26 protein-coding genes and 1 riboswitch are annotated in these 26,301 nt (G+C 63.2%); of the genes, 13 read left to right on the top strand and 13 right to left on the bottom strand.

Annotation, left to right across the window (positions count from 1 at the left end):
• Nucleotides 1–59: 59 nt before the first annotated feature.
• Genes rfbA through rfbC form a run of 4 tightly spaced genes read right to left on the bottom strand, consistent with a single transcriptional unit; the run spans nt 60 to nt 3,380 of the window.
• Complete coding sequence (gene rfbA / locus AC0WR5_RS17145) at nt 60–941, bottom strand: glucose-1-phosphate thymidylyltransferase RfbA (protein ID WP_475864955.1); 882 nt, start codon at nt 939–941, stop codon at nt 60–62.
• On the bottom strand, nt 938–1,786 hold the full coding sequence (gene rfbD, locus AC0WR5_RS17150) for a dTDP-4-dehydrorhamnose reductase (protein WP_475864957.1): 849 nt from the start codon (nt 1,784–1,786) through the stop codon (nt 938–940). The genes rfbA and rfbD overlap by 4 nt, the downstream gene beginning before the upstream one ends.
• Entirely contained in the window at nt 1,783–2,820 is a 1,038-nt protein-coding gene (rfbB, locus tag AC0WR5_RS17155) for a dTDP-glucose 4,6-dehydratase (protein WP_475864958.1), read from the bottom strand. Before rfbB ends, rfbD begins: the two co-directional genes overlap by 4 nt.
• On the bottom strand, nt 2,820–3,380 hold the full coding sequence (gene rfbC / locus AC0WR5_RS17160; RefSeq protein ID WP_475864959.1) for a dTDP-4-dehydrorhamnose 3,5-epimerase: 561 nt from the start codon (nt 3,378–3,380) through the stop codon (nt 2,820–2,822). Before rfbC ends, rfbB begins: the two co-directional genes overlap by 1 nt.
• 282 nt (nt 3,381–3,662) lie before the next feature.
• On the opposite strand from rfbC, the gene AC0WR5_RS17165 reads away from it, so the two are divergent.
• On the top strand, nt 3,663–4,274 hold the full coding sequence (locus tag AC0WR5_RS17165) for a L,D-transpeptidase (RefSeq protein ID WP_475864960.1): 612 nt from the start codon (nt 3,663–3,665) through the stop codon (nt 4,272–4,274).
• A 47-nt stretch (nt 4,275–4,321) separates the two neighbouring features.
• Here AC0WR5_RS17165 and trxC read toward each other — a convergent pair whose 3' ends face one another.
• Nucleotides 4,322–4,750, bottom strand: coding sequence for a thioredoxin TrxC (trxC, locus tag AC0WR5_RS17170; protein WP_475864961.1), 429 nt, complete (start codon nt 4,748–4,750; stop codon nt 4,322–4,324).
• Between the two features lie 263 nt (nt 4,751–5,013).
• On the opposite strand from trxC, the gene AC0WR5_RS17175 reads away from it, so the two are divergent.
• The 3 genes from AC0WR5_RS17175 (at nt 5,014) to AC0WR5_RS17185 (ending at nt 7,385) form a co-directional block, all read left to right on the top strand.
• Entirely contained in the window at nt 5,014–5,796 is a 783-nt protein-coding gene (locus AC0WR5_RS17175) for an alpha/beta fold hydrolase (RefSeq protein ID WP_475864963.1), read from the top strand.
• Between the two features lie 14 nt (nt 5,797–5,810).
• A complete protein-coding gene (locus AC0WR5_RS17180; RefSeq protein ID WP_475864965.1) occupies nt 5,811–7,004 on the top strand; it encodes a geranylgeranyl reductase family protein in 1,194 nt (397 codons plus the stop codon).
• Nucleotides 7,005–7,178: 174 nt separating this feature from the next.
• A complete protein-coding gene (locus AC0WR5_RS17185) occupies nt 7,179–7,385 on the top strand; it encodes a cold-shock protein (protein ID WP_475864966.1) in 207 nt (68 codons plus the stop codon).
• A gap of 11 nt (nt 7,386–7,396) precedes the next feature.
• Here the strand turns inward: AC0WR5_RS17185 and AC0WR5_RS17190 are convergent, their stop codons facing one another.
• Nucleotides 7,397–8,029: an arylesterase gene (locus AC0WR5_RS17190; RefSeq protein ID WP_475864968.1), complete on the bottom strand. Its 633-nt coding sequence runs from the start codon at nt 8,027–8,029 to the stop codon at nt 7,397–7,399.
• A gap of 76 nt (nt 8,030–8,105) precedes the next feature.
• Here AC0WR5_RS17190 and AC0WR5_RS17195 point away from each other — a divergent pair, with 76 nt between their 5' ends.
• The 3 genes from AC0WR5_RS17195 to AC0WR5_RS17205 all read left to right on the top strand — a co-directional run bounded on the left by AC0WR5_RS17195 (nt 8,106) and on the right by AC0WR5_RS17205 (nt 12,563).
• Nucleotides 8,106–8,792, top strand: coding sequence for an ABC transporter ATP-binding protein (locus AC0WR5_RS17195; RefSeq protein WP_475864970.1), 687 nt, complete (start codon nt 8,106–8,108; stop codon nt 8,790–8,792).
• Nucleotides 8,789–11,308: an ABC transporter permease gene (locus tag AC0WR5_RS17200; RefSeq protein ID WP_475864972.1), complete on the top strand. Its 2,520-nt coding sequence runs from the start codon at nt 8,789–8,791 to the stop codon at nt 11,306–11,308. The genes AC0WR5_RS17195 and AC0WR5_RS17200 overlap by 4 nt, the downstream gene beginning before the upstream one ends.
• Nucleotides 11,309–11,558: 250 nt before the next feature.
• A complete protein-coding gene (locus tag AC0WR5_RS17205; RefSeq protein ID WP_475864974.1) occupies nt 11,559–12,563 on the top strand; it encodes a DUF6976 family protein in 1,005 nt (334 codons plus the stop codon).
• A 75-nt stretch (nt 12,564–12,638) separates the two neighbouring features.
• Here AC0WR5_RS17205 and AC0WR5_RS17210 read toward each other — a convergent pair whose 3' ends face one another.
• Nucleotides 12,639–13,208 (bottom strand): gamma-glutamylcyclotransferase family protein, encoded by a 570-nt coding sequence (locus tag AC0WR5_RS17210; RefSeq protein ID WP_475864975.1) that lies wholly within the window; start codon nt 13,206–13,208, stop codon nt 12,639–12,641.
• A 151-nt stretch (nt 13,209–13,359) separates the two neighbouring features.
• On the opposite strand from AC0WR5_RS17210, the gene AC0WR5_RS17215 reads away from it, so the two are divergent.
• From AC0WR5_RS17215 to gcvP, 4 genes are all read left to right on the top strand, one after another.
• Nucleotides 13,360–13,806, top strand: coding sequence for an RrF2 family transcriptional regulator (locus tag AC0WR5_RS17215; RefSeq protein WP_475864976.1), 447 nt, complete (start codon nt 13,360–13,362; stop codon nt 13,804–13,806).
• Nucleotides 13,807–13,865: 59 nt separating this feature from the next.
• Nucleotides 13,866–13,969: riboswitch (glycine riboswitch) on the top strand.
• Between the two features lie 146 nt (nt 13,970–14,115).
• Nucleotides 14,116–15,246 (top strand): glycine cleavage system aminomethyltransferase GcvT, encoded by a 1,131-nt coding sequence (gene gcvT / locus AC0WR5_RS17220; RefSeq protein ID WP_475864978.1) that lies wholly within the window; start codon nt 14,116–14,118, stop codon nt 15,244–15,246.
• A 20-nt stretch (nt 15,247–15,266) separates the two neighbouring features.
• Nucleotides 15,267–15,626, top strand: coding sequence for a glycine cleavage system protein GcvH (gcvH, locus tag AC0WR5_RS17225; RefSeq protein ID WP_475864980.1), 360 nt, complete (start codon nt 15,267–15,269; stop codon nt 15,624–15,626).
• A 119-nt stretch (nt 15,627–15,745) separates the two neighbouring features.
• Nucleotides 15,746–18,595, top strand: coding sequence for an aminomethyl-transferring glycine dehydrogenase (gene gcvP, locus AC0WR5_RS17230; RefSeq protein ID WP_475864981.1), 2,850 nt, complete (start codon nt 15,746–15,748; stop codon nt 18,593–18,595).
• 282 nt (nt 18,596–18,877) lie between these two features.
• Here the strand turns inward: gcvP and AC0WR5_RS17235 are convergent, their stop codons facing one another.
• From AC0WR5_RS17235 to mgtE, 5 genes are all read right to left on the bottom strand, one after another.
• Nucleotides 18,878–19,885: a DUF6976 family protein gene (locus tag AC0WR5_RS17235; RefSeq protein WP_475864983.1), complete on the bottom strand. Its 1,008-nt coding sequence runs from the start codon at nt 19,883–19,885 to the stop codon at nt 18,878–18,880.
• Between the two features lie 20 nt (nt 19,886–19,905).
• Nucleotides 19,906–20,115, bottom strand: coding sequence for a hypothetical protein (locus AC0WR5_RS17240; protein WP_475864985.1), 210 nt, complete (start codon nt 20,113–20,115; stop codon nt 19,906–19,908).
• A 196-nt stretch (nt 20,116–20,311) separates the two neighbouring features.
• On the bottom strand, nt 20,312–21,637 hold the full coding sequence (gene gltX / locus AC0WR5_RS17245) for a glutamate--tRNA ligase (protein WP_475864987.1): 1,326 nt from the start codon (nt 21,635–21,637) through the stop codon (nt 20,312–20,314).
• Nucleotides 21,638–21,872: 235 nt separating this feature from the next.
• Nucleotides 21,873–22,445, bottom strand: coding sequence for a 5-formyltetrahydrofolate cyclo-ligase (locus AC0WR5_RS17250; RefSeq protein WP_475864989.1), 573 nt, complete (start codon nt 22,443–22,445; stop codon nt 21,873–21,875).
• A complete protein-coding gene (mgtE, locus tag AC0WR5_RS17255) occupies nt 22,442–23,851 on the bottom strand; it encodes a magnesium transporter (protein ID WP_475864991.1) in 1,410 nt (469 codons plus the stop codon). The genes AC0WR5_RS17250 and mgtE overlap by 4 nt, the downstream gene beginning before the upstream one ends.
• A 132-nt stretch (nt 23,852–23,983) precedes the next feature.
• Between mgtE and guaD the strand changes: the two genes are divergently transcribed.
• A complete protein-coding gene (gene guaD, locus AC0WR5_RS17260) occupies nt 23,984–25,276 on the top strand; it encodes a guanine deaminase (protein ID WP_475864993.1) in 1,293 nt (430 codons plus the stop codon).
• Nucleotides 25,277–25,372: 96 nt separating this feature from the next.
• A complete protein-coding gene (locus tag AC0WR5_RS17265; protein WP_475864995.1) occupies nt 25,373–25,804 on the top strand; it encodes an ion channel in 432 nt (143 codons plus the stop codon).
• A 6-nt stretch (nt 25,805–25,810) separates the two neighbouring features.
• On the opposite strand, the gene AC0WR5_RS17270 is transcribed toward AC0WR5_RS17265, so the two are convergent.
• The gene (locus AC0WR5_RS17270) at nt 25,811–26,263 is read right to left on the bottom strand and encodes a CAP domain-containing protein (protein WP_475864997.1); all 453 of its coding nucleotides are present in this window, start codon (nt 26,261–26,263) and stop codon (nt 25,811–25,813) included.
• Nucleotides 26,264–26,301 lie beyond the last annotated feature (38 nt).

Raw genomic sequence — 26,301 nt, forward strand, 5'->3', positions numbered from 1 at the left:
AGGAGCGCGTAAATTTCATCATATGGCACCGTTACGGTGCCTTTGAAGCAAGACAGCTCCTACCGGCGCGCAGTCTCGATCAAATTCATGAGGTAGGTTCCATAGGCGTTCTTGCCGAAGATTTCTGCGCGCTTCCGCAACAAGGTTGCATCAATCCAACCACTCTCGAACGCTATTTCATCAGGGCTGCCGATCTGTTGGCCCTGCCTTTCTGAGAGCGTGCGCACAAAATTCCCTGCGTCCAGAAGACTGGAGTGCGTACCGGTGTCGAGCCAAGCATACCCCCGCCCCATCTGCTGTACCGAGAGCAAGCCTTCTACGAGATAGCTCTCTAAGACACTGACTATTTCCAGTTCACCGCGCAAAGACTTCTGCACATTCGCCGCCCGATCCGGAGCGCTACCATCCAGGAAATAGAGCCCCGTCACAGCATACGGCGATGGAGCGACCTCGGGCTTTTCGATCAGGTGCCTGACCTGTCCATCCGGATCGAAATCCACGACCCCGTAGCGCTCTGGATCTGCAACGCGATACCCAAAAACTGTACCTCCGATCTCTTTCCGATCAGCCTCTTTCAGCAGTTCCGGCAGGCCATGGCCGAAGAACAGGTTATCCCCTAGGACCATCGCACTTGGGGCTCCTTGGAGAAAATCTCGGGCCAGCAGGTAGGCCTGTGCCAACCCGTCAGGTCGCTCCTGAACCAAATAGGTAAAGCGCAAGCCCCATTGCTGACCATCGCCCAACAAGCGACGAAACTGAGACTGGTCCTCCGGCGTAGTAATGATCGCGATCTCTCGAATTCCTGACAGCATAAGAACTGAGAGCGGGTAATAGATCATGGGTTTGTCGAAGACCGGTAGCAGTTGCTTTGAAACACCCATCGTGATGGGATAGAGTCGCGTGCCGGATCCACCTGCGAGAATGATCCCTTTGCGGCTCATCCCTTGATCTCCAATTCCTGAAGCACCAATGAAAGGCCTACCCTCCAATCGGGCGGATGTATGCCGAAATCCTGAGTCAGCTTTCGACAATCCAGCCTAGAATTGCCTGGTCGTTCGGCGGTCACGGCATATTCCGCGCTCGGAACATCCTCGACCGATACGCTCTGTCCTGCCTGCGAGAAAATTGTCCTCGCGAACTCCGCCCAACTGACCGCCGGCTGACCGGCATAGTGATACAACCCGCCGGGATGACCGCCTGCCATGGCGCGCCCCATTGCCAAGAGAGTCGTAGCAATATCGGCTGCCGGAGTGGGCCCCCCGACCTGATCTGCAACCACACGCAGATGTTCGCGTGTCTCGCCGAGGCGCAACATCGTTTTGACGAAGTTTGATCCACGGGCGGAAAAGACCCAGGACGTTCTAATGATGGCCCATCTGCCCCCGGCTTGGGCAATGGCATTTTCTCCAGCCAACTTTCCGCGGCCATAGGCATTCAGTGGCGCTGGCCTAACCGTTTCATCCCGGGGCCGTTTGCCTTTGCCATCGAAAACGTAGTCCGTCGAGACGTGCAGAAATGGTATATCAAGCGCTGCGCAAGTCCGCGCCATTTCTCCAGGTGCCTCACCATTGATGACTTGTGCCAGGGCCTCGTCCTGCTCGGCCCTGTCTACTGCCGTATAGGCAGCCACATTTATTACGACGTCTGGGGACGACAACTCGATAACATGGGCGCAGTCTCCCTTTCGTGACAGGTCGGCTCCAGCGCGATCCAGTGCCGTGACACCCGGATGCCGGGATAACTCCTGCCCCACCTGCCCTTGCCCCCCAAAGACCAGAATCTTCATACCACGCCCAACCTCTGGCCCACCCCATCTCGCTGCTGCAAGGCCCTCCACCAGCTCTCGTTGTGCAGCATCCAGTCAACCGTATGCTCGAGCCCATCATCGAGAGAGAAAGACGGCCTCCATCCGAGCTCGTCGCGGATCCGGGAAGCATCAATGGCATAGCGCATATCGTGCCCCGGCCGGTCGCCAACAAAGGTTATCTGCTCTGCGTAAGATCCTGGGCGCGGTCGTACACGATCCATGATGCCACAAATCTTGTGAACCAGATCAATGTTGCGCGTCTCGGCATTCCCGCCAATATTGTAGCTTTGCCCCACCTCGCCACGCTCAACCACAGTGAGTAGCGCCTCGGCATGATCCTCTACGAACAACCAGTCGCGAACGTTCGTACCGTGCCCGTAAACTGGAATGGCCTCTCCAGCCAGCGCCTTCAGGATCACGACAGGGATAAGCTTCTCCGGAAACTGGTAAGGTCCATAGTTGTTCGAACAATTCGAGAGAACCACCGGCAGCCCGTAGGTGGCATACCAGGCTCGCACGAGGTGATCGCTCGCCGCCTTGCTTGCCGAATAGGGACTGTTTGGGGCATAGGGCGTCTTTTCTGTGAAGTACCCGGCGGCTCCTAGGGAGCCAAAGACCTCATCTGTCGAAACATGATGGAACCGAAAGGAAGCTGGCCGTCCGAGTGATTGCCAGTACCCGCGCGCAGCCTGCAGCAGATTGAACGTACCGGTTACGTTGGTTTCAACAAATAGACCGGGGCCATCTATGGAACGATCGACGTGACTCTCTGCGGCAAGGTGCATTATGGCATCGGGCCGATACTTGGCCAGCACTCCTTCCATGCGTGACGCATCGCGAATATCGGCATGTTCAAAGGCATAGTTGGCTGATCCGGAAACCGAAGCAACATTCTCAAGGCACGCGGCATAGGTCAGCGAGTCGACGTTGACAATTGAATGGCCTTTCTTGATTGCAAGCCGCACCACCGCAGAACCGATAAATCCCGCTCCTCCAGTCACGAGAAGTTTCATCACGTTGCCTCCCAGCGAAAGGGGCTCGCAAAATCCTGCCAGAGAGGCGCGCTGGCATCCTTCTCCGACAGGAGCGGTGCGTCGACGTCCCACTCGATTGCAAGCGTAGGATCGTTCCACCGTACGGCTCCGTCGCAGTCCGGCACATAGTGAGCCGTGCATTTATAGATGATTTCCGTATCAGGCTCTCTGGTTACGAATCCGTGCAGGAATCCGGGCGGTATCCAGAGCTGCCGTCCATTCTCGAAACTAAGTTCCACGCCAACCCATTTGCCGAATGTCGGCGATCCCTCTCGAAAATCGACCGCAACATCGAACAAGCTACCGCGCCCGCAGCGTACCAGCTTACCCTGTGCATGTGGCGGTGCCTGGTAGTGCAGGCCACGCAAAGTGCCTTCACGCCGCGAGAAGGAGTGGTTGTCTTGCACAAAAGCAAGATCGAAGCCCTGTTCTGCCATACGTTGGGCATTCCAACTCTCACTGAAGAACCCACGTTCGTCGCCATGCCGCGCAGGGACAAACATAACGACTTCTGGGAGTTGTGTCGGCAAAATCTCCATCTAGAGCCCATCCCGGACCTTCTGGCCCGCCTCCTTCAATTCGTTCAACTTGCCCACAAGGACAGGACATCTGATCTTCGTGATAATCGATAAGAAGTTTATTTTTTCTTTTACTTGAACACGCCAATTCCAAGTTCGACCGTTCTCCTCAAAGATGCAAAGCCGCATGAAGAGGTCTTCGACTTTTCAGCACCACCTGACGTTGCAAAATGGTAACACATTACTGATTATACAGGACGTTTCTGGAACTCTACAAATGATCTGGCTGTTCCAATGAGGGGCATGCTGGAAACCTGCTCGCGTACCCACTCGATTCCATTACTGCCGGAGACTTGTAAATTGCCAAACCGTCGGACTTTCCTCGCCAGCGCCGCGGCCGCGGCATGCCTTCCCTCTATCGTCATGGCGGCGGACGCCCCTGATATCCTTCGCCCGACGGAAGTGGATATTTCGCCGTCCTATCAACCCGGCGAGATCGTCATCCTGCCTCGCGCCTACTTCCTTTACCTGGTGACGGCACCGGGCAAAGCGATGCGATACGGTATCGCCGTCGCGCGTCCTGGCTTGGGATTCACCGGATCGGCCCAGATCCGGCGCAAGGTGGAATGGCCCACATGGCGGCCCACTCCCGAGATGATAGAGCGTGATCCGGCGGCCTATGGCAAGTTCAAGGGCAACAACGACAGAATGGCGGGAGGGCCCGGCAACCCGCTCGGAGCCCGCGCCCTCTATCTGTATCAGGGTGACAAAGATACCTACATCCGCATCCATGGCACGATCGATCCGAACTCCATCGGCCATGCCGCATCTTCCGGGTGTTTCCGGATGCGAAACGAGGATGTCATATCGCTCTACAACCAGGTGCCTGTCGGCACGAAAGTGACGGTGCTCTGAGTCTGCGGGGCGCTCGCTGCGCCCCGGTCTTGCATATTGGGGCCTTTTCAGATCGCTTTCACCCAAGAGGTGATGGCAGATCCATTCTGGGCGCCTGCTTGGCGTTTCCGCTCCTTGCCACCAAGGAACCCGACCATGGTGGGAATGCCCCGAATTCCATAAACACGGCCGGCCTGCGGGTGCTCTTCCGTGTTGACCTTCACCAGCCGCGCCTGCCCCTTCAGGTCACCGGCCGCCTTGGAATACTCTGGCGCCATCATACGGCACGGACCGCACCAAGGGGCCCAGAAGTCCACGACAAGAGGCACCTCATCCGTGCGCGCTGCCTTTTGAAAGGTTGCGAAATCCACCTCGACGGCCTTGCCCGGCATGAGTGCCGCTCCGCAGGTGCCGCATTTCGGTCCTTGGGTAAGTCGATCCTCCGGTACCCGGTTGACCTGACCGCATTCCAAACATGTCAATTTCTTGCCAGCCATCGGCCTCACTCCATAAATTCAACAGCAAATATATGTAGTAACGGCAGTGCGCGAAAGATCCCCCCCGAAAAGGTCTCTGGCATGTGGCGTACCTGCGGGTAAAATGGCCGATGTGCCCGAAGCCCGCCAGGACGAAAATGACGCCCTTCAGACCGCTCTACGCCCTTCTCCTGGTGCTGTTCCTATCCGCCTGCACCACTCTACCAGGACCGGAGAGCGCAGCTCGTACTCCGCTGGTCCATGACGGAAATGCTCGAACAGGCGTGGATAAAGCCATTGTCGTGGTGCCTGGTGCATTCGCGTCGATAGGTATTTTCGCACCGGTTTTCGAATGGAACGTGCCGGACAGCACCGTGGTGGCCTATCGTTTTCCCGGCCTCGACGGTCTGCCCTTGGATCACCGCGTGGACATCGAAGGCTCTGCTCAGATGATCGCGGATGCTATCAACGGTCTCGGCGCAGAACAGGTTTACCTCATCGGCTTCTCCACTGGGGGACCCATCGCATTGGAGGCCGCGCGCCGCATCGAGGCGCAGGACATCTCCCTTGCTCTGGTCGCGGCAGCAGGAGACTTTCCAGCCTCACTTTGGTCCGTGGCACGGGGGGGGGTGGATGTCGTGCAGGCCATGATCCGCGCGCGCTCCCTGAACCCAGCAGAAGCCTGGGCCGAGAATTTCCGCACTCTGCTCTATGGCCGAAATCACTACAAAAACAAAGAGCTTGCCGAAGTCAGTGCCAAGGACGTCGAAGCGGAGAAGGAACACGACGGAGGCGCCTTCAACACCCCGTCACCACGGCTGACCATGGCGCACACCGCCAGCTTGCTCGCGTGGTCACTTGATCGGCCGCTGACCGGTCTGGACAACGTGCGCATCGGTTTCTTTCACGGCTCCGAGGATCCAGTCTTTCCGCTGACCCGAGAGGAGCATTTCGCGAGCCGGCTTCACGCCGACAAGTTCTACATTTACGAAGGACAGGCCCACCTGCTCTACGCAACATCCGGTCGGCTTTTCGACGACATCCGGGCGTTCTTCGATCTCGAATGATTTCAGAGGTAGCCATGCGCGCAAACTGCCAAGCCGATTTCGACGTAATCGTGATGGGCGCCGGCCCTGCTGGGGCAGCCGCCGCGCGAACCGCACGAGAGGCGGGGCTTTCCGTTGCGCTCGTCGACAAGGCCCGCTTCCCGAGAGACAAGCTCTGCGGCGGCTGTTTCACTGGCAGATCCTACCAAATGTTCAGCCGGATCTACGGTGAGAGAATACCGGACCACCTGATTGAGACCCGCCATGCGATCACCTTCCGCGCGCATGGTCAGGACCTTGGAACGATCAACGATACTCCGCCCTTCCACCTGACCATGCGGCGCGAGTTAGACGCGGAGATGTGCACGCGAGCGCTGGCCTCCGGCGCGATCGATTTGACAGGGCAACGCGTCAGCGAGATCGACCTGACGGGCCCCACGATCACCCTCGCAGACGGGCGCCGCATCTCCGGCCAAATCCTGATCGGGGCAGACGGGGTAAACTCGCAAGTCGCAAAACAAATCTTTGGTACAAGTTTCAACCGAAACCGCACAGCCTTTGGCCTCGAAGTCGAGGCACCGCCCTCAGAGAACAATGCCAAGGCGCCGCTGAGGATCGATTTCGCTGCGGCCCAATGGGGCTATGGCTGGGACTTCCCGAAAACCGGCTCTTCTACTATCGGAATTTGCGGGCTTGTCCCCGCCAATCCCGACTTCAAGGGCGCGATGCGAGACTATCTGAACGAGCTCGGTCAGGAGCCCAGCATGGCCTGCAAGGGCCAATTCCTGCCCTTCGGTGACTTCCGCAAGGTTCCCGGCCGGGGGACGGTCCTGCTGGCGGGAGATGCTGCCGGCCTGGTGGACCCGATCACAGGAGAAGGCATAGCGCTGGCAATGGAGAGCGGGCACCTCGCGGCCCTGGCCGCAGCCAAAGCACTGAAGGCAAATCGATCTGTCACGGCGCTGGAGCACTACAAGACCTCGCTCCGTCCCATACACAAATCGCTGCTCCAGGCCCGGATGCTGCGTCAGATCATTTACAGGCCGGTCCTGCACAAAGCCTTCATTGGTGCCTTTCGGAATTCGCGCAGCATCCGCAGCCTCTACATGCATCTGCTGGCTGGCGAGGTCACATATGGCGAAATGATGGCAGCAACTGTCAGGCGGTTGCCTAGTTTTGCCTGGCGTTCCGTCTGGCCTGGAGGCCAGAGTAAGGCCCCAAAAGGTTAACACTTGCGCCGACTCACTCGTGGTCACAGAATGATCACGCAAGGTCATCGTGCGCGACCCGGCCCGGATGTGTTTCGGGCCCCCACCCTCTAACGTGTTTACCACATTGTGCACAGCCGACCGCGCCGGTCTGCCGCCTACCGCGGGCAGAGCCCTCCCTATGGAGTTACGCTTATGAAGAGCGGCGTCGTGAAGTGGTTCAATCCGACCAAGGGCTACGGTTTCATCGCCCCTGAAGGCAGCGCCAAGGACATATTCGTCCATTCCTCTGCCCTGGAGCGATCCGGGTTGAGCGGCCTGACCGAAAACCAGCGTGTTCGCTTCGAGATCAAGGAAGGGCGTGACGGGCGTGAGTCCGCCATCGACCTGCAAATCGACTGAAGGAAGACCCCTCAGTTGCTTGGACTGTCAGGCACCTCGGCCAGAAGGGTCAAAACCGCGGGCCCGAGGGTTGCGACGGCCCTTGCGACACCTTCTGAATTCGGATGTATCCCGTCGGCCTGCAAATAGCCCTGCAAGGCGGCAGGGTCCATTTCTCCTCCCGTGATCGTGCCATAGTAGCTGGGCACGAAAACGGCATCATACTTTTCCGAAAGATCGGGATAGATAGCGTCGAAAGCGGCCTTGTAGTCCGCTCCGTAGTTGGTCGAAGCCTGCATTCCGACGAGCATCATCGGAATGCCCCGCGCCTGCCCCGCGGCGAGGATGCCATCGAGGTTTTCGCGACTTCCGGCGGGATCCGTGCCGCGCAGCAGGTCGTTGCCTCCGAGCAGCACCATCATCGCATCCACATCGTCGCTCAGCGACCAGTCGACACGTGCCAGCCCCCCCGCCGTGGTATCTCCTGACACGCCGCCGTTGATTACCTCGACATCAGTGCCATGAGCCGCGAGCCAGGCCTGAAGCTGCGGCACGAGACCTTGCCCCTGTGGCAGACCATAGCCTTGGGTCAGGCTGTCTCCGAAGGCGAGGAAGCGCACCGGATCAGCCGATGCCGTGCTGGCCGACCCCGCCAGAATACCCAAGATTGTAGCGGCCACCTTGCCGCTGTGGCGAAGCTGCCCATATCGAAGGGAAAGCGAGACCGAACGAAGGCGAGTAATGACCGATCCAATCTTGGAACTGAGTGGGGTCCGGTTGGCCCTTGATGGCAATGCCGGGCGGGTCGAGATCCTGCACGGAATTGATCTGTCCGTCGAGAAGGGCGAAACAGTGGGGCTCATAGGGCCTTCCGGATCTGGCAAATCGTCTCTCCTAATGCTCTTGGGCGGGCTCGAACGGGCCACCTCCGGGCGGATCACGGCGCTTGGGCAGGACCTGACACAAATGTCCGAAGACGCCCTCGCCCGCTTCCGCAGGGATCATATGGGGGTGGTGTTCCAGTCCTTCCACCTCATTCCCACAATGACCGCCCTGGAAAACGTCGCCACCCCTCTCGAACTTGCCGGTCACGGAGATGCCTTTGAGCGCGCCCGAGAGGAACTCGAGGCGGTCGGTCTCGACCATCGCTGCAATCACTACCCCGCCCAAATGTCGGGGGGCGAACAGCAACGGGTTGCCTTGGCCAGGGCCTCTGCTCCCCGCCCCGCGATTCTGCTTGCAGACGAGCCCACAGGCAACCTGGACGGAGTCAACGGACAGGCCATCATGGAGCTGCTCTTTTCACTGCGCGACCGCCATGGCGCGACGTTGATCATGGTCACACATGCTCCGGAGCTGGCGGAGCGTTGTTCCCGCGTGATCCGACTGCGCGACGGTGCGCTCGACGACCAAGAGGTCGACGCGTGACATCCCTCCACCTTGCCAGCCGGTTTGCCGCCCGCGAACTGCGCGGTGGTCTCTCCGGCTTCCGAATCCTGATTGCCTGCCTGGCCCTCGGCGTCGCCGCCATCGCCGGTGTGGGATCGGTCCGTTCGGCGATAGAGGCAGGGCTTGCAGTTGAAGGCGCCGCGATGCTCGGCGGAGACGCCGAGGTTTCGCTGACCTACCGTTTTGCAACGGATGAAGAACGCGCCTGGCTTGGTGCGCGCGCCACGGGCCTGTCCGAGATTGCCGAATTTCGATCCATGGCCTCTGTTTCCGATGACCGGACCCTGACGCAGGTCAAGGCCGTCGATGGCGCCTACCCCCTGGTCGGCCAAGTGACCCTATCACCGGACATCCCGCTGGCAAAGGCGCTTGACGGGAACGGCGACCTGCCCGGTGCGGTGATGGACCCCGCACTGATCGACCGGCTCTCTCTGGCAATCGGGGATACGTTCCAGCTCGGCGGTGTGGATTTCCTGCTGACCGGAGCGCTAGAGAAGGAACCGGATGCAAATGCCTCCGGCTTCTCTCTCGGGCCCCGCACGATCATCCTGCGCGAGGCCCTGCAGGGTACCCAGCTTCTTGCGCCCGGCACCCTGTTCGACAGCCGCTATCGCATGACGCTGATGCCCGAGACCAGCCTGCAGGAGCTGGAAGAGGCGACCCGCAGGCATTTTTCCGACAGTGGCATTCGCTGGCGGGACAGCCGCAACGGCGCCCCGGGGATTGCAACCTTCGTCGAGAGGCTGGGCGCCTTCCTGATCCTCGTCGGTCTTTCCGGGCTGGCCGTTGGTGGCGTGGGCGTGTCTTCGGCCGTGCGCGCGTACCTCGGGGCCAAGACGCCGGTCATTGCGACCCTCCGTACCCTGGGCGCAGAGCGGCAGCTGATCTTCCTCACATACTTCCTGCAGATCGGTATACTCGCCGGGCTCGGGATCCTGATCGGACTGGTACTGGGGGCAATCGTGCCGCTGATCCTTGCCCCGATCCTTCAGGCACAGCTGCCGATTCCGGCGCGTTTCACCATCTATCCCGCCCCACTGGCAGAAGCGGCACTCTACGGGGTACTGACAGCGCTGATCTTCACACTGTGGCCCCTGGCCCGTACGTCGGAAATTCGTGCGGCAGCTCTCTTCCGGGACGATTTCTCCACCGGACACCGCCTGCCGCGACCAGTCATGCTCGCCGGGATCTCTGCGCTGCTCGCGCTGTTGGTAGGGTCCGCCGCGCTTTTTTCCGGGGCTGCCCTGCTGACGTTCTGGACGGCCCTCGGGATTCTCGCGTCCCTGCTGCTGCTCGCCCTGGCTTCTCTCGGCATCCGGGCGCTGGCCCGGACCTTGCGCCTGGCTGCCCGTGGGCGCCCGGCACTTCGCTGGGCTGTCGCAGCAATAGCGGCACCACGGAACGAAGCGCTGCCAGTGGTCCTTTCGCTCGGGCTCGGCCTCTCGGTTCTCGCCGCAGTGGGACAGATCGACGGCAACATGCGCGCGGCCATTTCGGACCAACTTCCCACCCGCGCCCCCTCCTACTTCGTCGTCGATATCCAGCCTGACCAGATGCCTGACTTCCTGGCGCGAGTAGAGAATGACCCCGGCGTTTCACGGGTGGATCGGGCACCGATGCTGCGGGGCGTGATCACCGGTATCAATTACCGACCGGCAACCGAGGTAGGCGGCGATCACTGGGTTCTTCGTGGCGACCGAGGCGTTTCCTACGCCGACACCATGCCAGAAAATACCACGCTGACGGCCGGAGAGTGGTGGCCCGAGGGGTATGCAGGGGATCCTCAGATCAGTTTCGCCGCCGAAGAAGCCGCCGAACTCGGCCTACAGCTCGGCGACACGATGACCGTGAACATCCTCGGCCGTGACATCACTGGCACGATAACCTCTTTCCGCGAGGTCGATTTCTCGACCGCCGGCATGGGCTTCATCCTGGTGATGAACCAGTCAGCTCTGGCCGGCGCACCACACAGCTGGATCGCCACGATCTATGCAGACGCCGAATCCGAAGCCTCCCTCATGCGGGACATCGGCCGCGCGTTTCCGAACGTGACCGCGATCCGCGTCCGTGACGCCATCGACCGCGTCGGCGAGCTGCTGCAGGGCATCGCCGCAGCCACGTCCTATGGCGCGCTCGCCACTCTGCTTACCGGGTTCCTCGTTCTGGTCGGAGCGGCGCTTTCGGGCCAACGGGCCCGCGTCTACGAGGCCGCAGTACTCAAGACACTCGGCGCCAGTCGTGGCCGCATCCTGGCCAGCCTGGCCCTGCGCAGCGCCTTGCTGGGCGCAGGCGCTGGCGTGGTGGCCCTGGCCGCAGGCATGGCCGGGGGCTGGGCCGTCTTCCATTTCGTTTTCGAAACGGAATATTCAGTGATATGGCCAAACGCCGTCGCAGTGGTTCTTGGAGGTGTGCTGGCAAACTTGCTCGCAGGCCTTGCCTTTGCCTGGCGGGCTCTTTCGGTTCGCCCGGCGCAAATCCTGCGGTCGAGCGAGTGATGCTTTGAAACAATTGCCTCAAAAGCAAAGCGCTTTTCATTCAAGTTTTCGGTAATCTCTTTCGCGGAAATCTTAAGGCATCAGATCAAAGCCGCCTGACGCGCCGGGTCCGAAGAGATCCCGGACGGACCAGACCCAGCAGAAACCTTGGGCCCGCCCGTTTCCAGCCCCTCGACCGGCCGATGCCGATCGCGTGACACCAGCGGGAACGGACGATGGAAGCTGCCACCGCAAGATGGGAGTTACGCCAATGAAGAATGAACTTCTCAGCCCGACCGAGGCCGCCGAACGCATCCGCAAAGGGAGCGTTATGTTGATTGCCGGCGCCGAACGCTCGCTGCGGCAACTGCCGCCGGGCAATTGGATCGGCGGCACGTCGCATTACCTTCTTACAGACAAGGGCGGTTGTTCCGACAGCCCCGACCTGCTCTGCACAACGATCGAGGGCGCGGCAGATTGCCTGATCCGGACGGTCCCGACCCACAATCTCGACAAGATCAGCGAAGGCTACTTCGACAACGGCTTTTCCGTGATTCTGATCCCGGGGTTCTCGGAGGCCCATCGCGCCTATGCCTTCTCGGCGAGCCGCCTGCCGAATCTCACGGATCAACCGTTGATTGGCTGGGTCTCCTCGGTGCGCCTCGAAGACATCGATCACCGGACGCCAAAGGTGTTTGACGGCAGCAGCGGTATGGCAAGCAAGGACAACGTCGTTCTGATGCATGTCGAACTGCCCAGTGATCGCTATGCGGAAATGGGCGTTGTGAACGTCTTCGAACCGCGCTTCGATCCGGCCCGCACCTTCGTCTTCGACCAGGGCGGATTTGCCGTCGCTTCTGCATGGGTGGCTGGAAAAAAGGTCGATCTCGCCAATTACATTCACGACATGGCCATCGATACAAAGCTCCCACTGATGGCCGAGGTCGACGGAAAATGGATCAACGTCGCGTTCCGCTCTGTCAGCCGCTCCGAAGGCGAGGTCTGCTTCTACGCGCCGGTCATGGCCGGCGTGCGCTATCACCTTGCCAGCCCGATTGGCGACTATGCGTCGATCTTTGCCGCGAAGGCCACCGGCGACGGCACCCGGCAGATTTCCTGCAACTGCATCCTGAATTATTTCTACGGCGAGCTCGAAGGCCGCAAGACCGGCAGCTTCACAAGCCCCGCGACCTTTGGAGAGATCGCGCATACGCTGATGAACCAGTCGCTCGCCCGGGTGGAAATCAAGCTGCTGAAGAGCTCTGTTGCCGCCTGATCACTCTCCTCCTCCGGACGGTGACAGCGGCGGGGCCTCAAAAGGCCCCGCCCGTTTTCGTGCGGGGCGGCTACCTCAGGTCGTCACGATCCTGCAGCCAAGTCCTTCCAGGTGATCGTCAACAAGAGCGACCTCGCCGGGGGCCAGGACCTGTGCCCGAGGATAGAGCGGCGCCGCGCGATCATTCAGCACCGGGGCCTGCCAACCGTCCGTCGTGTCGAAGAAGCGGGCCACCCCTGCCTCTCCGAACTCGCACAGGTACCCCTGAACCACCACATCAAGGTAGGACAGCAGGATCGGGCGCGACGTCTCGGCTGGCGGGTGCTTGTGTTCCGGAATGGAGTAGATCGCTATCTCGGCCGCCAATGACAGCGGATGGGCCACGTCAGCGCCCACAGTCAGCCTGTCATAGGCAGCTTCACGCAGATCAAGCGCGGCCCAGTCGGCACCGGGAACGGCGGCAATCAGCCCCTCGATATCGGTTCCCGGGCTGGGCACGGCCGTCAATATTGCGAAATCCCGGCCCGCGGCATGGCGCCACAGCCGCCGCCAACCACGCGCCTTGGCCCGGTGGGCCGGCGCGTAGATATGCGTCTGACGGTTCACCAGACTGCCGTATCCGAAGAAATAGGGATCGTCGGTCATTATTTCGACGCCTCATTGATACAGGTCAAATACATCTTGCAGGCCCTTGGGCATACCCGATGCAACGGCACGCGCAACAGGACATGGCGGTGTTGTCCGCCGGACCAGAAGGTTTGCAGGCCGACAGCACGGGATAGAGAGGCATAGTCATATGCGACTGACCAAGAGAACGAACATCTCGATGCGGGTCCTGATGTATTGCGCCGTGAACACGGAGCGCCTGGTGACCAAGAGCGAGATTGCAGAGGTTTGCAACATCTCGGAGAACCACCTTGCGCAGGTGATCAACCGCCTGGCCCAACTAGGCTTTCTACAGACACAGCGCGGACGCAACGGCGGCATGACCCTTGGGCGTCCGGCAAACCGGATTTCCGTGGGAGAAGTCTTTCGCGCGGTCGAGGCAACGGTGCCGATCGCGGAGTGTTTTGCCGACGAGCACAACACCTGCCCACTGGTGAACGCCTGCCGGTTGCGCGATGCAATCCAGAACGCCCAGGAAGCATTCTATACGGCGCTGGACGATGTGACTCTGGATCAACTCGTGTGCGAAAACGACGGTCTTGCCGAACTTATGACCCCCGTTGCCTGCACGGCCTGAGAAGAGCGACCCAACGCATTCAAACCCTTGCGCGGCGCCGAGGCAGTCGCTAAGCATCCCGTATCGGAACGGGAGAACCGGCCATCAAACTGCGAGAGCAGTGGCCGGTGCCGAAGGAGCAACCGCCCCGGAAACTCTCAGGCCAAAGGGACCGTCCGATAGACAGACTCTGGAGAGTGACCCGTGTTCGGGTCCGCCGAAGGGATAGCGATCTCAGGCAAAAGAACAGAGGGGGCATCGCCGCGTGGTCGCCGACCGCGCTTTCGATGCCCGGACGCTTTCCGTTTGGGCAGTAGCCTGGAGATACGGATGAGCGACGATACCGAAGCACTCACCCGCCTGACATTGCATGCTTTGCACGAGGAACTCGGCGCAAAGATGGTGCCCTTTGCGGGCTATGAAATGCCGGTGCAATACAGCGCCGGCGTCATGAAGGAACACCTGCACACGCGTGCGGCCGCGGGCCTCTTCGACGTGAGCCACATGGGACAGGTGATCCTGAAGGGGGCAGACCCCGAAACCCTTGCCCTGGGCCTGGAGAGCCTGATCCCGGCCGCCGTGCTTGGACTGAAACAGGGGCGGCAGCGATATGGCCTGCTGACCAACTCCGAGGGCGGGATCCTTGATGACCTGATGTTCGCCAACCGCGGCGATCATCTCTTTGTGGTGGTCAATGCCGCCTGCAAGGCCGCGGACATTGCCCATATGCGGGCCGGCCTGCCGGGCATCGAGGTTGAGGAAGTGACCGACCGCTGCCTGCTTGCGCTGCAAGGACCGGGCGCCGAGGCGGCGCTGGCCGCGCTGGCGCCCGCCGTGGCCGAGATGCGCTTCATGGATGTGGCGACAGCCAGCATCGGTGGCGCGGAATGCTGGATCTCGCGCTCGGGCTATACCGGCGAGGACGGCTTCGAGATTTCGGTCTCGGCCTACGAGGCCGAGGCACTGGCACGTGCCCTGCTGGCGCAGGAAGGCGTTCAGCCGATCGGCCTGGGCGCACGAGACAGCCTGCGGCTCGAGGCAGGCCTCTGTCTTTACGGCCATGATATCGACACCACCACCAGCCCCGCCGAGGCGGCGCTGAACTGGTCCATCCAGAAGGTACGCCGCACCGGTGGCGATCGCGCCGGGGGCTTCCCCGGGGCCGAGCGCATCCTGGACGAACTGGAAAACGGCCCCGCGCGCCTGCGCGTCGGCCTGCGCCCCGAGGGCCGTGCGCCCATGCGCGAGGGCGTCGAACTCTTTGAGCAGGGGGGCGAAAGCTCCATCGGCCGCATCACCTCGGGCGCCTTTGGCCCGTCGCTGCAAGCCCCTGTTTCCATGGGCTATGTGCCTGCCGCATCTGCCGTGCCCGGCAAGATGATCGAGGCCGAACTTCGCGGGAAAAGGGCTCCCGTGAAGGTTGACAGCCTGCCCTTCCTGCCCGCCAACTTCAAACGCTGACAGCCAGGGAATCGCTACAGATGAAGTACACAGAAGAACACGAATGGCTCCGCCCCGAAGACGACATCATCGTCGTGGGCATCACCGAACACGCCGCAGAGCAGCTGGGCGACATCGTCTTTGTCGAGCTGCCCGAGGTGGGCACCGAGGTGAGCAAGGATGACGAGGTCGTGGTGATCGAGAGCGTCAAGGCTGCCTCCGACATCCTGGCCCCGCTGGACGGCGAGATCGTCGAGGTGAACGAGATGCTGGTGGAAAACCCCGGCAAGGTGAACGAGGACGCCATGGGCGATGCCTGGTTCTTCAAGATCAAGCCCTCGGACCTGTCCCAGATGGACGATTACATGGACGAGGCCGAATACAACGACCTGATCAGCTGACGGTGCGGGCGGCCCCCGTGGTCGCCCCGCCCTCCCTGCCCTCGCGATCTCCCGACGTGCCCCGCGGCACGGCGACCGTCTTTCTGTATCCGGCCTGTTTGCACCCGAAAGGAGCCCAGATGCCCTTTACGCCCACCGATTACCGCCCCTACGATTTTGCCAACCGCCGCCATATCGGCCCATCGCCCGCCGAAATGGCCGAGATGTTGAAGGCCTCCGGCGCCGAGAGCCTGGATGCGCTGATCGACGAAACCGTGCCGAAAGGCATCCGTCTCGATGACCCGCTCGATTTCGGCGCGGCCCTCTCCGAGGCCGACCTGATCAAGGCGATGCGCGCAGTCTCGAAGAAGAACAAGGTTCTGACCAGCCTGATCGGCCAAGGCTATCACGACACGATGACGCCCCCGGCGATCAAGCGGAATATCCTCGAGAATCCGGCCTGGTACACCGCCTACACCCCCTATCAGCCGGAGATTTCCCAGGGCCGGCTGGAGGCCCTGCTGAACTACCAGACCATGGTCTGTGACCTGACAGGGCTCGAGATCGCCAATGCCTCGCTTCTCGACGAGGCAACCGCCGCCGCAGAAGCCATGACCATGGCCCAGCGGGTGGCGAAATCAAAGGCAACGGCCTTCTTCGTCGACGAGAACTGCCACCCCCAGAACATCGACGTGATCCGCACGAGGGCCGAACCGCTCGGCATCGAGCTGATCATCGGCGCGCCCGCGGACCTCGACGCCGACAAGGTGTTCGGCGCCATCTTCCAGTACCCCGGCACCCATGGCGAGCTGACCGATTTCAGCCCCCAGATGAGGGCCCTGCACGAAGCCAAGGCCATCGGCATCATGATCGCCGACATCATGGCGCTCTGCCTGCTGAAGGAACCGGGCGCCATGGGCGCGGATATCGCCGTGGGCAGCACCCAGCGCTTTGGCGTGCCGCTGGGCTATGGCGGGCCGCACGCCGCCTACATGGCCACCCGCGACGCCTACAAGCGCTCCATGCCCGGCCGGATCGTGGGGGTCTCGATCGATGCGCGTGGCAACCGTGCCTATCGCCTGGCCCTGCAGACCCGCGAGCAGCACATCCGTCGCGAGAAGGCCACTTCGAATGTCTGCACGGCCCAGGCACTGCTGGCCGTCATGGCCAGCATGTATGCCGTTTTCCACGGGCCGGAGGGCCTGAAGGGCATTGCGCAGCGCATTCACCGAAAGACGGTGCGCCTGGCCAAGGGCTTTGAAGACGCAGGCTTTTCCGTGGGCCCCGAGGCTTATTTCGATACCATTCACGTGGAGGTTGGTGCCCTGCAGTCCGCAGTGATGAAATCGGCGCTCGACGAAGGGCTGAACCTGCGCGCCGTGGGCAAGAGCAAGGTCGGGATCACCCTCGATGAATGCACCCGGCCCGCGACGATCGAGGCGGTCTGGCGTGCCTTCGGGATCGAACGCACGGATGAGGTGGAGCCCTACGAATACCGCATTCCCGATGCCTTCGTGCGGGAAACCACCTATCTGACGCATGAAATCTTCCACATGAACCGGGCCGAGACCGAGATGATGCGCTACATGCGGCGCCTTGCGGATCGTGACCTGGCGCTGGATCGGGCGATGATCCCGCTCGGCTCCTGCACCATGAAGCTGAACGCGGCCGTCGAGATGGAGCCGATTTCCTGGCCTGAATTCAGTGCCTTGCACCCCTTCGCCCCGGCCGATCAGGCCCAGGGCTATGGCGAGCTGATCGATGACCTGTCGGCCAAGCTCTGTGACATCACCGGCTATGCCGGCTTCTCGATGCAGCCGAATTCCGGCGCACAGGGCGAGTATGCCGGCCTGCTGACGATCCGCCGCTGGCACGTGGCGCAAGGACAGGGGCACCGCAATATCTGTCTGATCCCGACCTCGGCCCATGGCACAAACCCGGCCTCGGCGCAGATGGTCGGCTGGAAGGTCGTGCCGGTGAAGAGCCGCGACAACGGCGACATCGACCTGGGCGATTTCCTTGAAAAGGCTCAGAAATATGCCGACGATCTCGCCGCCTGCATGATCACCTATCCCTCGACCCACGGGGTGTTCGAGGAGACGGTGCGCGAGGTCTGCAAGATCACCCATGATCATGGCGGACAGGTCTATATCGACGGAGCCAACATGAATGCCATGGTCGGCATCTCGCGGCCCGGCGACCTGGGCGGCGACGTCAGTCACCTGAATTTGCACAAGACTTTCTGCATTCCCCATGGCGGCGGCGGCCCCGGCATGGGCCCGATCGGGGTCAAGGAACACCTGGTCGAGCACCTGCCCGGCCATTTCCACACCGGCGGCAGCGGCGCGGTTTCGGCGGCGCCCTATGGCTCGCCCTCGATCCTGCCGATCAGCTGGGCCTATTGCCTGCTGATGGGCGGCGACGGCCTCACACAGGCCACCCGGGTCGCGATCCTGAACGCGAACTACATCGCGGCGCGGCTGAAGGGGGCCTATGACGTTCTCTACAAGGGGCCCACGGGCCGGGTGGCGCATGAGTGCATCCTGGACACCCGCCCCTTCGAAAAGAGCGCCGGCGTGACCGTGGACGATATCGCCAAGCGCTTGATCGACTGTGGCTTTCATGCGCCGACCATGTCCTTTCCGATCCCGGGAACGCTGATGGTGGAGCCCACCGAAAGCGAGACCAAGGCCGAGCTGGACCGGTTCTGCGATGCGATGCTGGCGATCCGGCAGGAGATCCGCGACATCGAGGAAGGCCGCATGGCACCCGAGGCCAGCCCGCTGAAATTCGCGCCCCATACCGTCGAGGACCTGGTGGCCGAGGACTGGGACCGGGCCTATGCCCGCGAACAGGGGTGCTTCCCGCCGGGAGCCTTCCGGGTAGACAAGTACTGGCCCTCGGTGAACCGGGTCGACAACGCCTGGGGCGACCGGAACCTGACCTGCACCTGCCCGCCGATGAGCGACTATGCGGAGGCCGCGGAATAGGGGAAAAACCGGCCTCTCATAGCGGAATTGGAATGTCTCCAAACCCCTGAAAAGGCCGGATTCCAACGTCGGTATTACGTCGGTATCGCGTCGGTATCGCGACGGTGCCGAAACCCGCCGATTTCGGAGCCCTGCCGGGGCTCCGAAGCCTCCGGCGGGGATATTTCGGGCCAGATGAAAGAGGCCGCCTCCGGCTTGCGGAGGAGCTTGAAACAAGAAGGGGCGCAGCCGAACCGGCCGCGCCCCTTTTGCCTGTCGAATGTCGCGATACCCCGGCGCCGGTCAGGCCACCGATTGTGCCCGCGCGGCCTTCAGCTCGATCCGGACCATGGTCTGGTTCAGGAGCATGTAGGCGATCTCTCCGAAGGTGGCGGGGCCGGAGTAGCTGCCCGTGGTGCGCCCTTCGAGGCCGCCGTAGAGATAGTTCAGGATGCAGTTGCAGGAGAGCTGCCGGGAACCGTCGCCCGTGGCCTGGGCCGTGAAGGCATCGGTGTAGTCACCGGACAGCGGCTCGGCCAGGCGATATTCCACCCCGGCGACGACGGGAGCATAGAAGTGCACCACGCCGGTGCTGCCATCCACGTCGCGGAAGGAGACATTGACCATGGCGCCGGCGTAATCGGCCACCAGCGGCAGCTGGGTGTCGATGCCCTCTTCGCGGAGATATTCCGCCAGGTGGACGGTCTTGCCGTTGACCTTGACGGTGCGGGCGGAAAAGCCCGTCTCTTCGAAGACGAAGCTGCGCGCGGGGTCCCTGCTCTGTTCGAAGAGGTTCAGGATGTCGATCTCGGCCATCTGATCGGTGGCCAGCTCGACGTACATCATCAGCGCGCCATCCTCGCTGACCTCGCCGGTGGCACCGTCGACCACCTTTGGGGTCACCTTGCCGATGTCTTCGAGCCGGGTGCCGGTGATCCAGCCCATCAGCGGCTGATCGAAGACCTCGGGAAAGCCGGTGCCCTCGATCGCGAAGCGCTGATGCGCATCCGAGAAGGCGGGGATCAGGATCATAGAGAACCCGTTGTCGAACCGGCCCTGCGCCAGGGTCTGAAGATGCGGCGTGTCGACATGGCGGATCACGCAGTCGGTCGCGCCCTCGATCACGGTGACCATCAGGTTCTCGCTGTCGCAGCGCCCGCCATCGGGCGTGAGGAAGTAATGCGAGGTACCGCCGATCCAGTTGCCGGGCGGCAGTTGGCGCAGGGCCTCTTCGGATCCGGCCGCGACGAGGATGGCGCCGCCGCGGATCAGGTCGGCGGTGACGGCGGGGCTGAGCAGTTGGTTCTTCATGAGAGGTCTCTCTTTCGCGATCAGAAGGTCGAGATTTCGCCCAGGGCATTGTGGTTGCCGGCGTAATAGTCGCGCAGCTCGCCAATGGCGGCCGACAGAGCCGCGGGCTCCTGCGAGACCCGCGTGCGCAGACGTGCCAGCAGCATCCGCGTTGCAAGGCTGAGACCGCCCGGCGTCGTTGCCTGGGTCAGGATACGCTGCCACCTGGGATCATTGGACTCCGGAATCATGTAACTCCCTTTCCTCAACTGCGAAATCTATTGAACGAAAGGGTTACCCACGCCTTTAACGGTCACGGAATAGCCGTGCGAATGCAAAGGGGCGGAGATGCCTGCGCACCTCCGCCCCCTTGATCTTTCCGCGATTGTCGCCGCGAGGCATGCCACGGTGGGCCATGCCCCAAGTCAGCCCCCTGTCAGCCCCAAGTCAGCCGCGCGCGCGGATGACCTGCATCAGCGGCAGCACCTGGCTCATGTCGGGGCCGTGGCCCATGCCGGTGACGGCCTTGCGCAGCGGCATGAAGAGACCCTTGCCCTTGCGGCCGGTGGCGGCCTTCACCTCGGCCGTCCACTTGCCCCAGCTCTCGCTGTCATAGGGGCCCTCGGGCAGCAGCTTCATCGCCTCGGCGATGAACTCACGGTCCTCTTCGGCGATCTCGGGCTCGGCGCCCTCGGAGAAGAGCTTCCACCAGGCGTCGACATCGTTCAGCACGGTGATGTTGTCGCGCACGACCATCCAGAAGGCCTCGGCCTTGTCCTCGGGAACGCCGGCGGCAAGCACGCGGTCCTTCACGGCCGAAAGCGGCTTGTGCTGCAGGATATGGGCGGTGAGCGGGAAGAGGTCCTGCTCGTCGAACTTGGTGGGGGCGGCGCCGAACTGCGACAGCTCGAAGCCCTCGGCGATTTCCTCGATACTCTCGCGCAGCTCGACGGGCTGCGAGGAGCCGAGGCGCGCCATCAGCGACAGCAGCGCCATGGGTTCGACACCCTGGGCGCGCAGGTCGCGGATGGAAAGCGCGCCGAGGCGTTTCGACAGGCCCTCGCCGCCCGGGCCGGTCAGCAGCGAGTGGTGCGCAAAGGTGGGCACCGCGCCGCCGAGGGCGGTGATGATCTGGATCTGGGTCGCGGTATTGGTGACGTGGTCCGAACCGCGCACCACGTGGGTGACGCCCATCTCGGTGTCATCGACGACGGAGGCCAGGGTATAGAGGATCTGGCCGTCGGCGCGGATCAGCACCGGGTCGGAGACCGAGGCGGCATCGATGGAGATGTCGCCGAGGATGCCGTCGGGCCATTCGATGCGCTCCTGGTCGAGCTTGAAGCGCCAGACGCCGGGGCCGCGCTCTTCGCGCAGCTTCGCCTTCTCCTCGTCGGAGAGCGCCAGGGCGGCACGGTCATAGACCGGCGGCTTGCCCATGTTGAGCTGCTTCTTGCGCTTCAGGTCGAGCTCGACCGGGGTTTCGAAGGCCTCGTAGAAACGGCCCATGTCGCGCAGCTTGTCGGCGGCGTCATGGTAGCGGTCGAGGCGTTTCGACTGGTACTCGATGCGGTCGTAGTCGAGGCCGAGCCACTCCAGGTCCTGGAGGATGCCGTCGATGTATTCCTGCTTCGAACGCTCCTGGTCGGTATCGTCGATACGCAGGATGAACTGGCCGCCGGCCTTGCGGGCGATCAGGTAGTTGAAGAGCGCGGTGCGCAGGTTGCCGACGTGGATATAGCCGGTGGGCGACGGGGCGAAACGGGTGACGGTCATCGAGGGTACTCCTGTTGCGCGCGTCTAAGCATGGCAGGGGGGAATTGTCCAGAAATGGCTGGACAAAGCGCCGGTGGAGAGGGCGGGAAGACCGTATTTGCGGAAAACGGGAAGGCAGGGGCGGCGCGAGGGGCCGGAGGGCGCGCCCGGGGCGGGCGCGGTGCCGGTGAGTATTTGGGGAAAGATGAAGGGGTGGGTGCGGGCCGAAATCCGCGCGGCCGGAGCTGAAGCCTGATCAGAAACCCGTGGGGGTGATGACCTCGGCTTCCGTGACGATCAGGTCGAGGGGCTGATCGGTGGCCTCGATCGGGACCTCGGGGAGTTCCTGGGCGGCATAGGCATAGCCGATGGCCAGGGTGGGCCGGGCGGCGCGCAGCAGCTCGAGCGTGCGGTCGTAGAAACCGCCGCCGTAGCCCATGCGGGCGCCGCGGCGGTCGAAGGCCACGAGGGGGACGATGACGATCTCGGGGGTGATCCAGTCGTCCACCGCCGGGATGGCAGCGCCGAACATGCCTTCACGCATGGGCGCGTCGGGCTCCCAGCGGGAGAAGAGGAGCGGCTTGCCGCGAGCCTCGATCACCGGGACGCAGACGGGCCCATGGGCCGCGGCCTCGGCCATGGCGGGCAGCGGGGTGATCTCGCTGCGGATGGGGATGTAGCCCGAGACCGGGACGCCACGGTAACCCGCGAGCACCGAGGACAGCAGCCCGGCGCGGCCGGGGCCCGCCACCGCATGGGCGGCATCGCGGCGCAGCAGGGCGGCGGCGCGGGTTTCGGACTTGTCGGCGGGAGAGGAGGTGAGGGTCATAGCAGGATGATCGCGGCCAGGCCGAGGAAGGAGAAGAAGCCCACCACGTCGGTGACCGTGGTGACGAAGGTGCCCGAGGCCAGGGCCGGGTCGACCTTCAGCTTTTCAAGGAGGTAGGGGACGACCGTGCCGGCTATGGCCGCCACGAAGAGGTTCACGATCATGGCGCCGGCGATGACGAGACCGAGCACATGGTCACCGAACCAGAGCGTGGCGATCACCCCCATGACGGCGGCGAAGGTGACCCCGTTGACCACGCCGACCATGGCCTCTCGTCGCAGCACCCGCACGACGTTGGAATCGGTGAGGTCGCGGGTGGCGATGGCGCGCACGGCCACGGTCAGCCCCTGGGTGCCGGCATTGCCGCCCATGGAGGCCACGATGGGCATCAGCACGGCGAGCGCGACATATTCGGCGATCGCCCCCTCGAAGATCGAGATCACCGAGGCAGAGATCATCGCGGTGCAGAGGTTCACGGCGAGCCAGGGGAGGCGCTGTTTCACGGTGGCGAGGAAACGGTCGTTCAGGCTGCCTTCGCCGACACCGGCGAGGCGCAGGATGTCTTCCTCGTGTTCCTCGTCGAGCACGATCATCGCGTCGTCGATGGTGATCACGCCCACCAGCCGCTCGTCATCGTCCACGACCGGGGCCGAGATGATGTGATACTGGTTGAAGGCATAGGCCACGTCGCCCTCGTCCTGCAGGGCGGGAATGGTGCGGAAGCCCGGCTCGGTGATCTCGTGCAGCGGCGTGCGCCGGGGCGAGGCCATGAGCTTGCCCAGGGTGACATGGGCCACCGGGCGCATCTTCGGATCCACCAGGATGACGTGGTAGAACTGCTCCGGCAGGTCCTCGCGCTCGCGCATCATGTCGATGGCCTGGCCCACGGTCCAGAACTCGGGCACCGCCACGACCTCGCGCTGCATCAGGCGGCCGGCGGATTCCTCGGGGTAGGTCAGCGCCTGTTCGACGGCAACCCGGTCGGCGATCTCGAGCGCCTCGAGGATCTCCTGCTGCTGCGGCTCCTCGAGGTATTCGATCAGGTCGACGACGTCATCGCTGTCCATCTCGCGGACGGCTTCCTGCAGCACGTCCGGCGTCAGCAGGCCGATGACCTCCTCGCGAATCGATTCGTCGAGTTCGGAGAGGATCTCGCCGTCGAATTCCTTGTCGTAGAGCTCGACCAGGCGGCGGCGGTCATAGGTGTTGATCTGTTCCAGCACGTCGGCGATGTCGGCCGCGTGCAGCGGTTCCATCAGCTCGACAAGCTGTTCCCTGTCCCCGGTATCGACCGCATAGAGGATGGCCGAGACGGTCTTTCGGTCGAGGGAATAGGCGCTGTCTTCCTGGGCCTCCTGTTCCTCTGCCTGGGTCTGGTCCTCGGTGTCGGTCTGGGGTTCGGTCATGGGCGGCCCTCGCTTTGTCTCGGGGACAATAGAGGACGCCGGGGGAGGCCGACAATGGCATCCGCGCAATTTACCTGAGCGGCAGGGAGGGATACTCTGGCGTCCGGTCAGGCAAATACGCGGGGATGACGGATGAGCGACGAGACACTGCTGACGGGACGGCTGCTGGATTTCATCGGCGATCCCTTTGCCCTGCCCTTCGAGGAGGCCTGCGTGATCGAGGAGGCCGGCGGCCTGCTGATCCGGGATGGCGCGATCGTGGCGCGCGGCACGGCCGATGCCCTGCGGCAGGCCCACCCGCAGGCGCGCGAGGTGGCCTATGGCAAGGGGCTGATCCTGCCCGGCTTCATCGATGCCCATGCGCATTTTCCCCAGACGGCGATGATCGCGAGCTGGGGCAAGCGCCTGATCGACTGGCTGAATTCCTATACCTTCCCGGAGGAGATGCGCTTTGCCGACATGGCCTATGCCGAGGAGATCGCGGCGCGCTACCTCGACCTGACGGCGGCCCATGGCACGACCAGCATGGTCAGCTTCTGCACCATCCATACCGAGAGCGTCGAGGCGCTGTTCGGCGAGGCGGCGAAGCGCGGCCAGCGGGTGATCGCGGGCAAGACCTGCATGGACCGCAACGCGCCCGGGGGGCTGCAGGACACGGCGCAGAGCGCCTATGACGACAGCAAGGCGCTGCTGCAGAAATGGCACGGCCAGGGGCGGATCAGCTATGCGATCACACCGCGCTTCTCGCCCACCTCGACGCCGGAGCAGATGAGCGCCATGGGCGCGCTCTGGGCCGAACACCCCGATTGCCTGATGCAGACCCACCTGAGCGAGCAGACCGACGAGATCGACTGGGTGAAATCGCTCTATCCGCAGGCGCGCGACTACCTCGACACCTACGAGGCGCACGGGCTGCTGGGTGCGAACGGCCTTTACGGGCACGCGATCCACCTGGAAGAGCGCGAGATCGCGCGGCTGCGCGAAGTGGGCGCGGCGGTGGTGCATTGCCCGACCTCGAACACCTTCATCGGCTCGGGCCTGTTCGACATGGCGGGGCTGAAGCAGGCGGGAATCCGGGTGGGGCTTGCCACGGATACCGGGGGCGGATCGAGTTTCTCGATGCTGCGGACCATGGCCGCGGCCTATGAGATCGGCCAGCTGAAGGGCGTGCCGCTGCATCCGGCGCAGCTGCTGTGGCTGGCCACGGCGGGCAGCGCCGGCGCGGTGGGCATGACCGACCGGATCGGCACCCTGGCGCCCGGCAGCGAGGCCGACATCGTGGTGCTGGATCTTGCCTCCACCCCTGCCATTGCGCAGCGCTACGGCGAGGCCGAGGACCTCTGGGAGGCGGTGTTCCCCACCATCATGATGGGCGACGACCGCGCGGTGCAGGGCCTGTGGATCGGCGGGCGCGAGGTGATCTGAGGCCATGCGCCGCGCCCCGTCTGGGGACGGTTGCGCACTGGCCAGTGCCGGGGAGATCCGGCAGGATGGGCAGGGACAGGACAGGAAGAGCACGCCATGATGGACCAACTTCTCATCGGCTCGGCGCTGGTGATCATCTCCGTCGGGATCTCGGCGCTGATCTTCCTGGCGCTGGAAGCGACAATGGCGCGCTACGAGGGCTGGCTGGTGAAGCCGCCGCACCGGCCGAAACTGGTGCTGGTGCTGACGGGCACGCTGCTGACGGCACTGGCGATGATCACGGCGAACGTCTGGGTCTGGGCGCTGGCCTACCGCGGGCTGGGGATCTTCCGCTCGCTGGAGGAAGCGGTCTATTTCTCGCTGGTGTCCTTTACCACGCTGGGCTTTGGCGACATCATCCTGCCACGCGAATGGCGGATCCTGTCTGGCATGACGGCGGCCAACGGCTTTCTCTCCATCGGTATGGTCTCGGCGGTGATCCTGGAAACCATCCGGCAGGTCCGGCACAACCAGCTGGGCCAGCGCTAGGGCGGATCAGCAGGGGCCGTGCTCCTGCGTGGCATAGATCTGAACCCAGTAGCCCCCCACCCTGGCGGTGCCGGTCTGACGGGCCACGCCCGAGAGCAGGTTTGGCCGGTGATCGGGCGAGTCGGACCAGCCCTGCGCCATGGCCGGCGCATCGGCATAGCCATGGCCGATGTTCTCTCCCAGATAGCACCAGTCATAGCCCTCGGCCTCGACCCGGTCGACGAGGGTGCTGCCGTCGCTGCCCTGATGCGCCAGGAAGCGGCCCGCCGCCATGTCGCCGGCATGGCGCAGGGCCGCGCGGTCGAGCGCCGCGACCTCGGTCAGCGGGTTCAGCCCGGCGCGGGCGCGCAGATCGTTGACCTCGTCGACGAGGCGCGGCTCCTCCGGGGGCGGCGGCGAACAGGCCGCCAGCAGCGCGGCAAGCATAAGGGGGACGGTCCGTTGGAAGGGCTGTGTCATCGGTCACCGGGGTTGCAGGCAATTGCGGCGCCGGAGAG

The organism is Pseudooceanicola sp. DL12, assembly GCF_056270665.1.

Excerpts from the sequence above, each read along its gene's own strand:
- rfbA (WP_475864955.1), bottom strand. The coding sequence starts at position 941 with ATGAGCCGCAAAGGGATCATTCTCGCAGGTGGATCCGGCACGCGACTC.
- rfbD (WP_475864957.1), bottom strand. The coding sequence starts at position 1,786 with ATGAAGATTCTGGTCTTTGGGGGGCAAGGGCAGGTGGGGCAGGAGTTA.
- rfbB (WP_475864958.1), bottom strand. The coding sequence starts at position 2,820 with ATGAAACTTCTCGTGACTGGAGGAGCGGGATTTATCGGTTCTGCGGTG.
- rfbC (WP_475864959.1), bottom strand. The coding sequence starts at position 3,380 with ATGGAGATTTTGCCGACACAACTCCCAGAAGTCGTTATGTTTGTCCCT.
- AC0WR5_RS17165 (WP_475864960.1), top strand. The coding sequence starts at position 3,663 with ATGCTGGAAACCTGCTCGCGTACCCACTCGATTCCATTACTGCCGGAG.
- trxC (WP_475864961.1), bottom strand. The coding sequence starts at position 4,750 with ATGGCTGGCAAGAAATTGACATGTTTGGAATGCGGTCAGGTCAACCGG.
- AC0WR5_RS17180 (WP_475864965.1), top strand. The coding sequence starts at position 5,811 with ATGCGCGCAAACTGCCAAGCCGATTTCGACGTAATCGTGATGGGCGCC.
- AC0WR5_RS17185 (WP_475864966.1), top strand. The coding sequence starts at position 7,179 with ATGAAGAGCGGCGTCGTGAAGTGGTTCAATCCGACCAAGGGCTACGGT.
- AC0WR5_RS17195 (WP_475864970.1), top strand. The coding sequence starts at position 8,106 with ATGACCGATCCAATCTTGGAACTGAGTGGGGTCCGGTTGGCCCTTGAT.
- AC0WR5_RS17205 (WP_475864974.1), top strand. The coding sequence starts at position 11,559 with ATGAAGAATGAACTTCTCAGCCCGACCGAGGCCGCCGAACGCATCCGC.
- AC0WR5_RS17210 (WP_475864975.1), bottom strand. The coding sequence starts at position 13,208 with ATGACCGACGATCCCTATTTCTTCGGATACGGCAGTCTGGTGAACCGT.
- AC0WR5_RS17215 (WP_475864976.1), top strand. The coding sequence starts at position 13,360 with ATGCGACTGACCAAGAGAACGAACATCTCGATGCGGGTCCTGATGTAT.
- gcvT (WP_475864978.1), top strand. The coding sequence starts at position 14,116 with ATGAGCGACGATACCGAAGCACTCACCCGCCTGACATTGCATGCTTTG.
- gcvH (WP_475864980.1), top strand. The coding sequence starts at position 15,267 with ATGAAGTACACAGAAGAACACGAATGGCTCCGCCCCGAAGACGACATC.
- gcvP (WP_475864981.1), top strand. The coding sequence starts at position 15,746 with ATGCCCTTTACGCCCACCGATTACCGCCCCTACGATTTTGCCAACCGC.
- AC0WR5_RS17235 (WP_475864983.1), bottom strand. The coding sequence starts at position 19,885 with ATGAAGAACCAACTGCTCAGCCCCGCCGTCACCGCCGACCTGATCCGC.
- AC0WR5_RS17240 (WP_475864985.1), bottom strand. The coding sequence starts at position 20,115 with ATGATTCCGGAGTCCAATGATCCCAGGTGGCAGCGTATCCTGACCCAG.
- gltX (WP_475864987.1), bottom strand. The coding sequence starts at position 21,637 with ATGACCGTCACCCGTTTCGCCCCGTCGCCCACCGGCTATATCCACGTC.
- AC0WR5_RS17250 (WP_475864989.1), bottom strand. The coding sequence starts at position 22,445 with ATGACCCTCACCTCCTCTCCCGCCGACAAGTCCGAAACCCGCGCCGCC.
- mgtE (WP_475864991.1), bottom strand. The coding sequence starts at position 23,851 with ATGACCGAACCCCAGACCGACACCGAGGACCAGACCCAGGCAGAGGAA.
- guaD (WP_475864993.1), top strand. The coding sequence starts at position 23,984 with ATGAGCGACGAGACACTGCTGACGGGACGGCTGCTGGATTTCATCGGC.
- AC0WR5_RS17265 (WP_475864995.1), top strand. The coding sequence starts at position 25,373 with ATGATGGACCAACTTCTCATCGGCTCGGCGCTGGTGATCATCTCCGTC.
- AC0WR5_RS17270 (WP_475864997.1), bottom strand. The coding sequence starts at position 26,263 with ATGACACAGCCCTTCCAACGGACCGTCCCCCTTATGCTTGCCGCGCTG.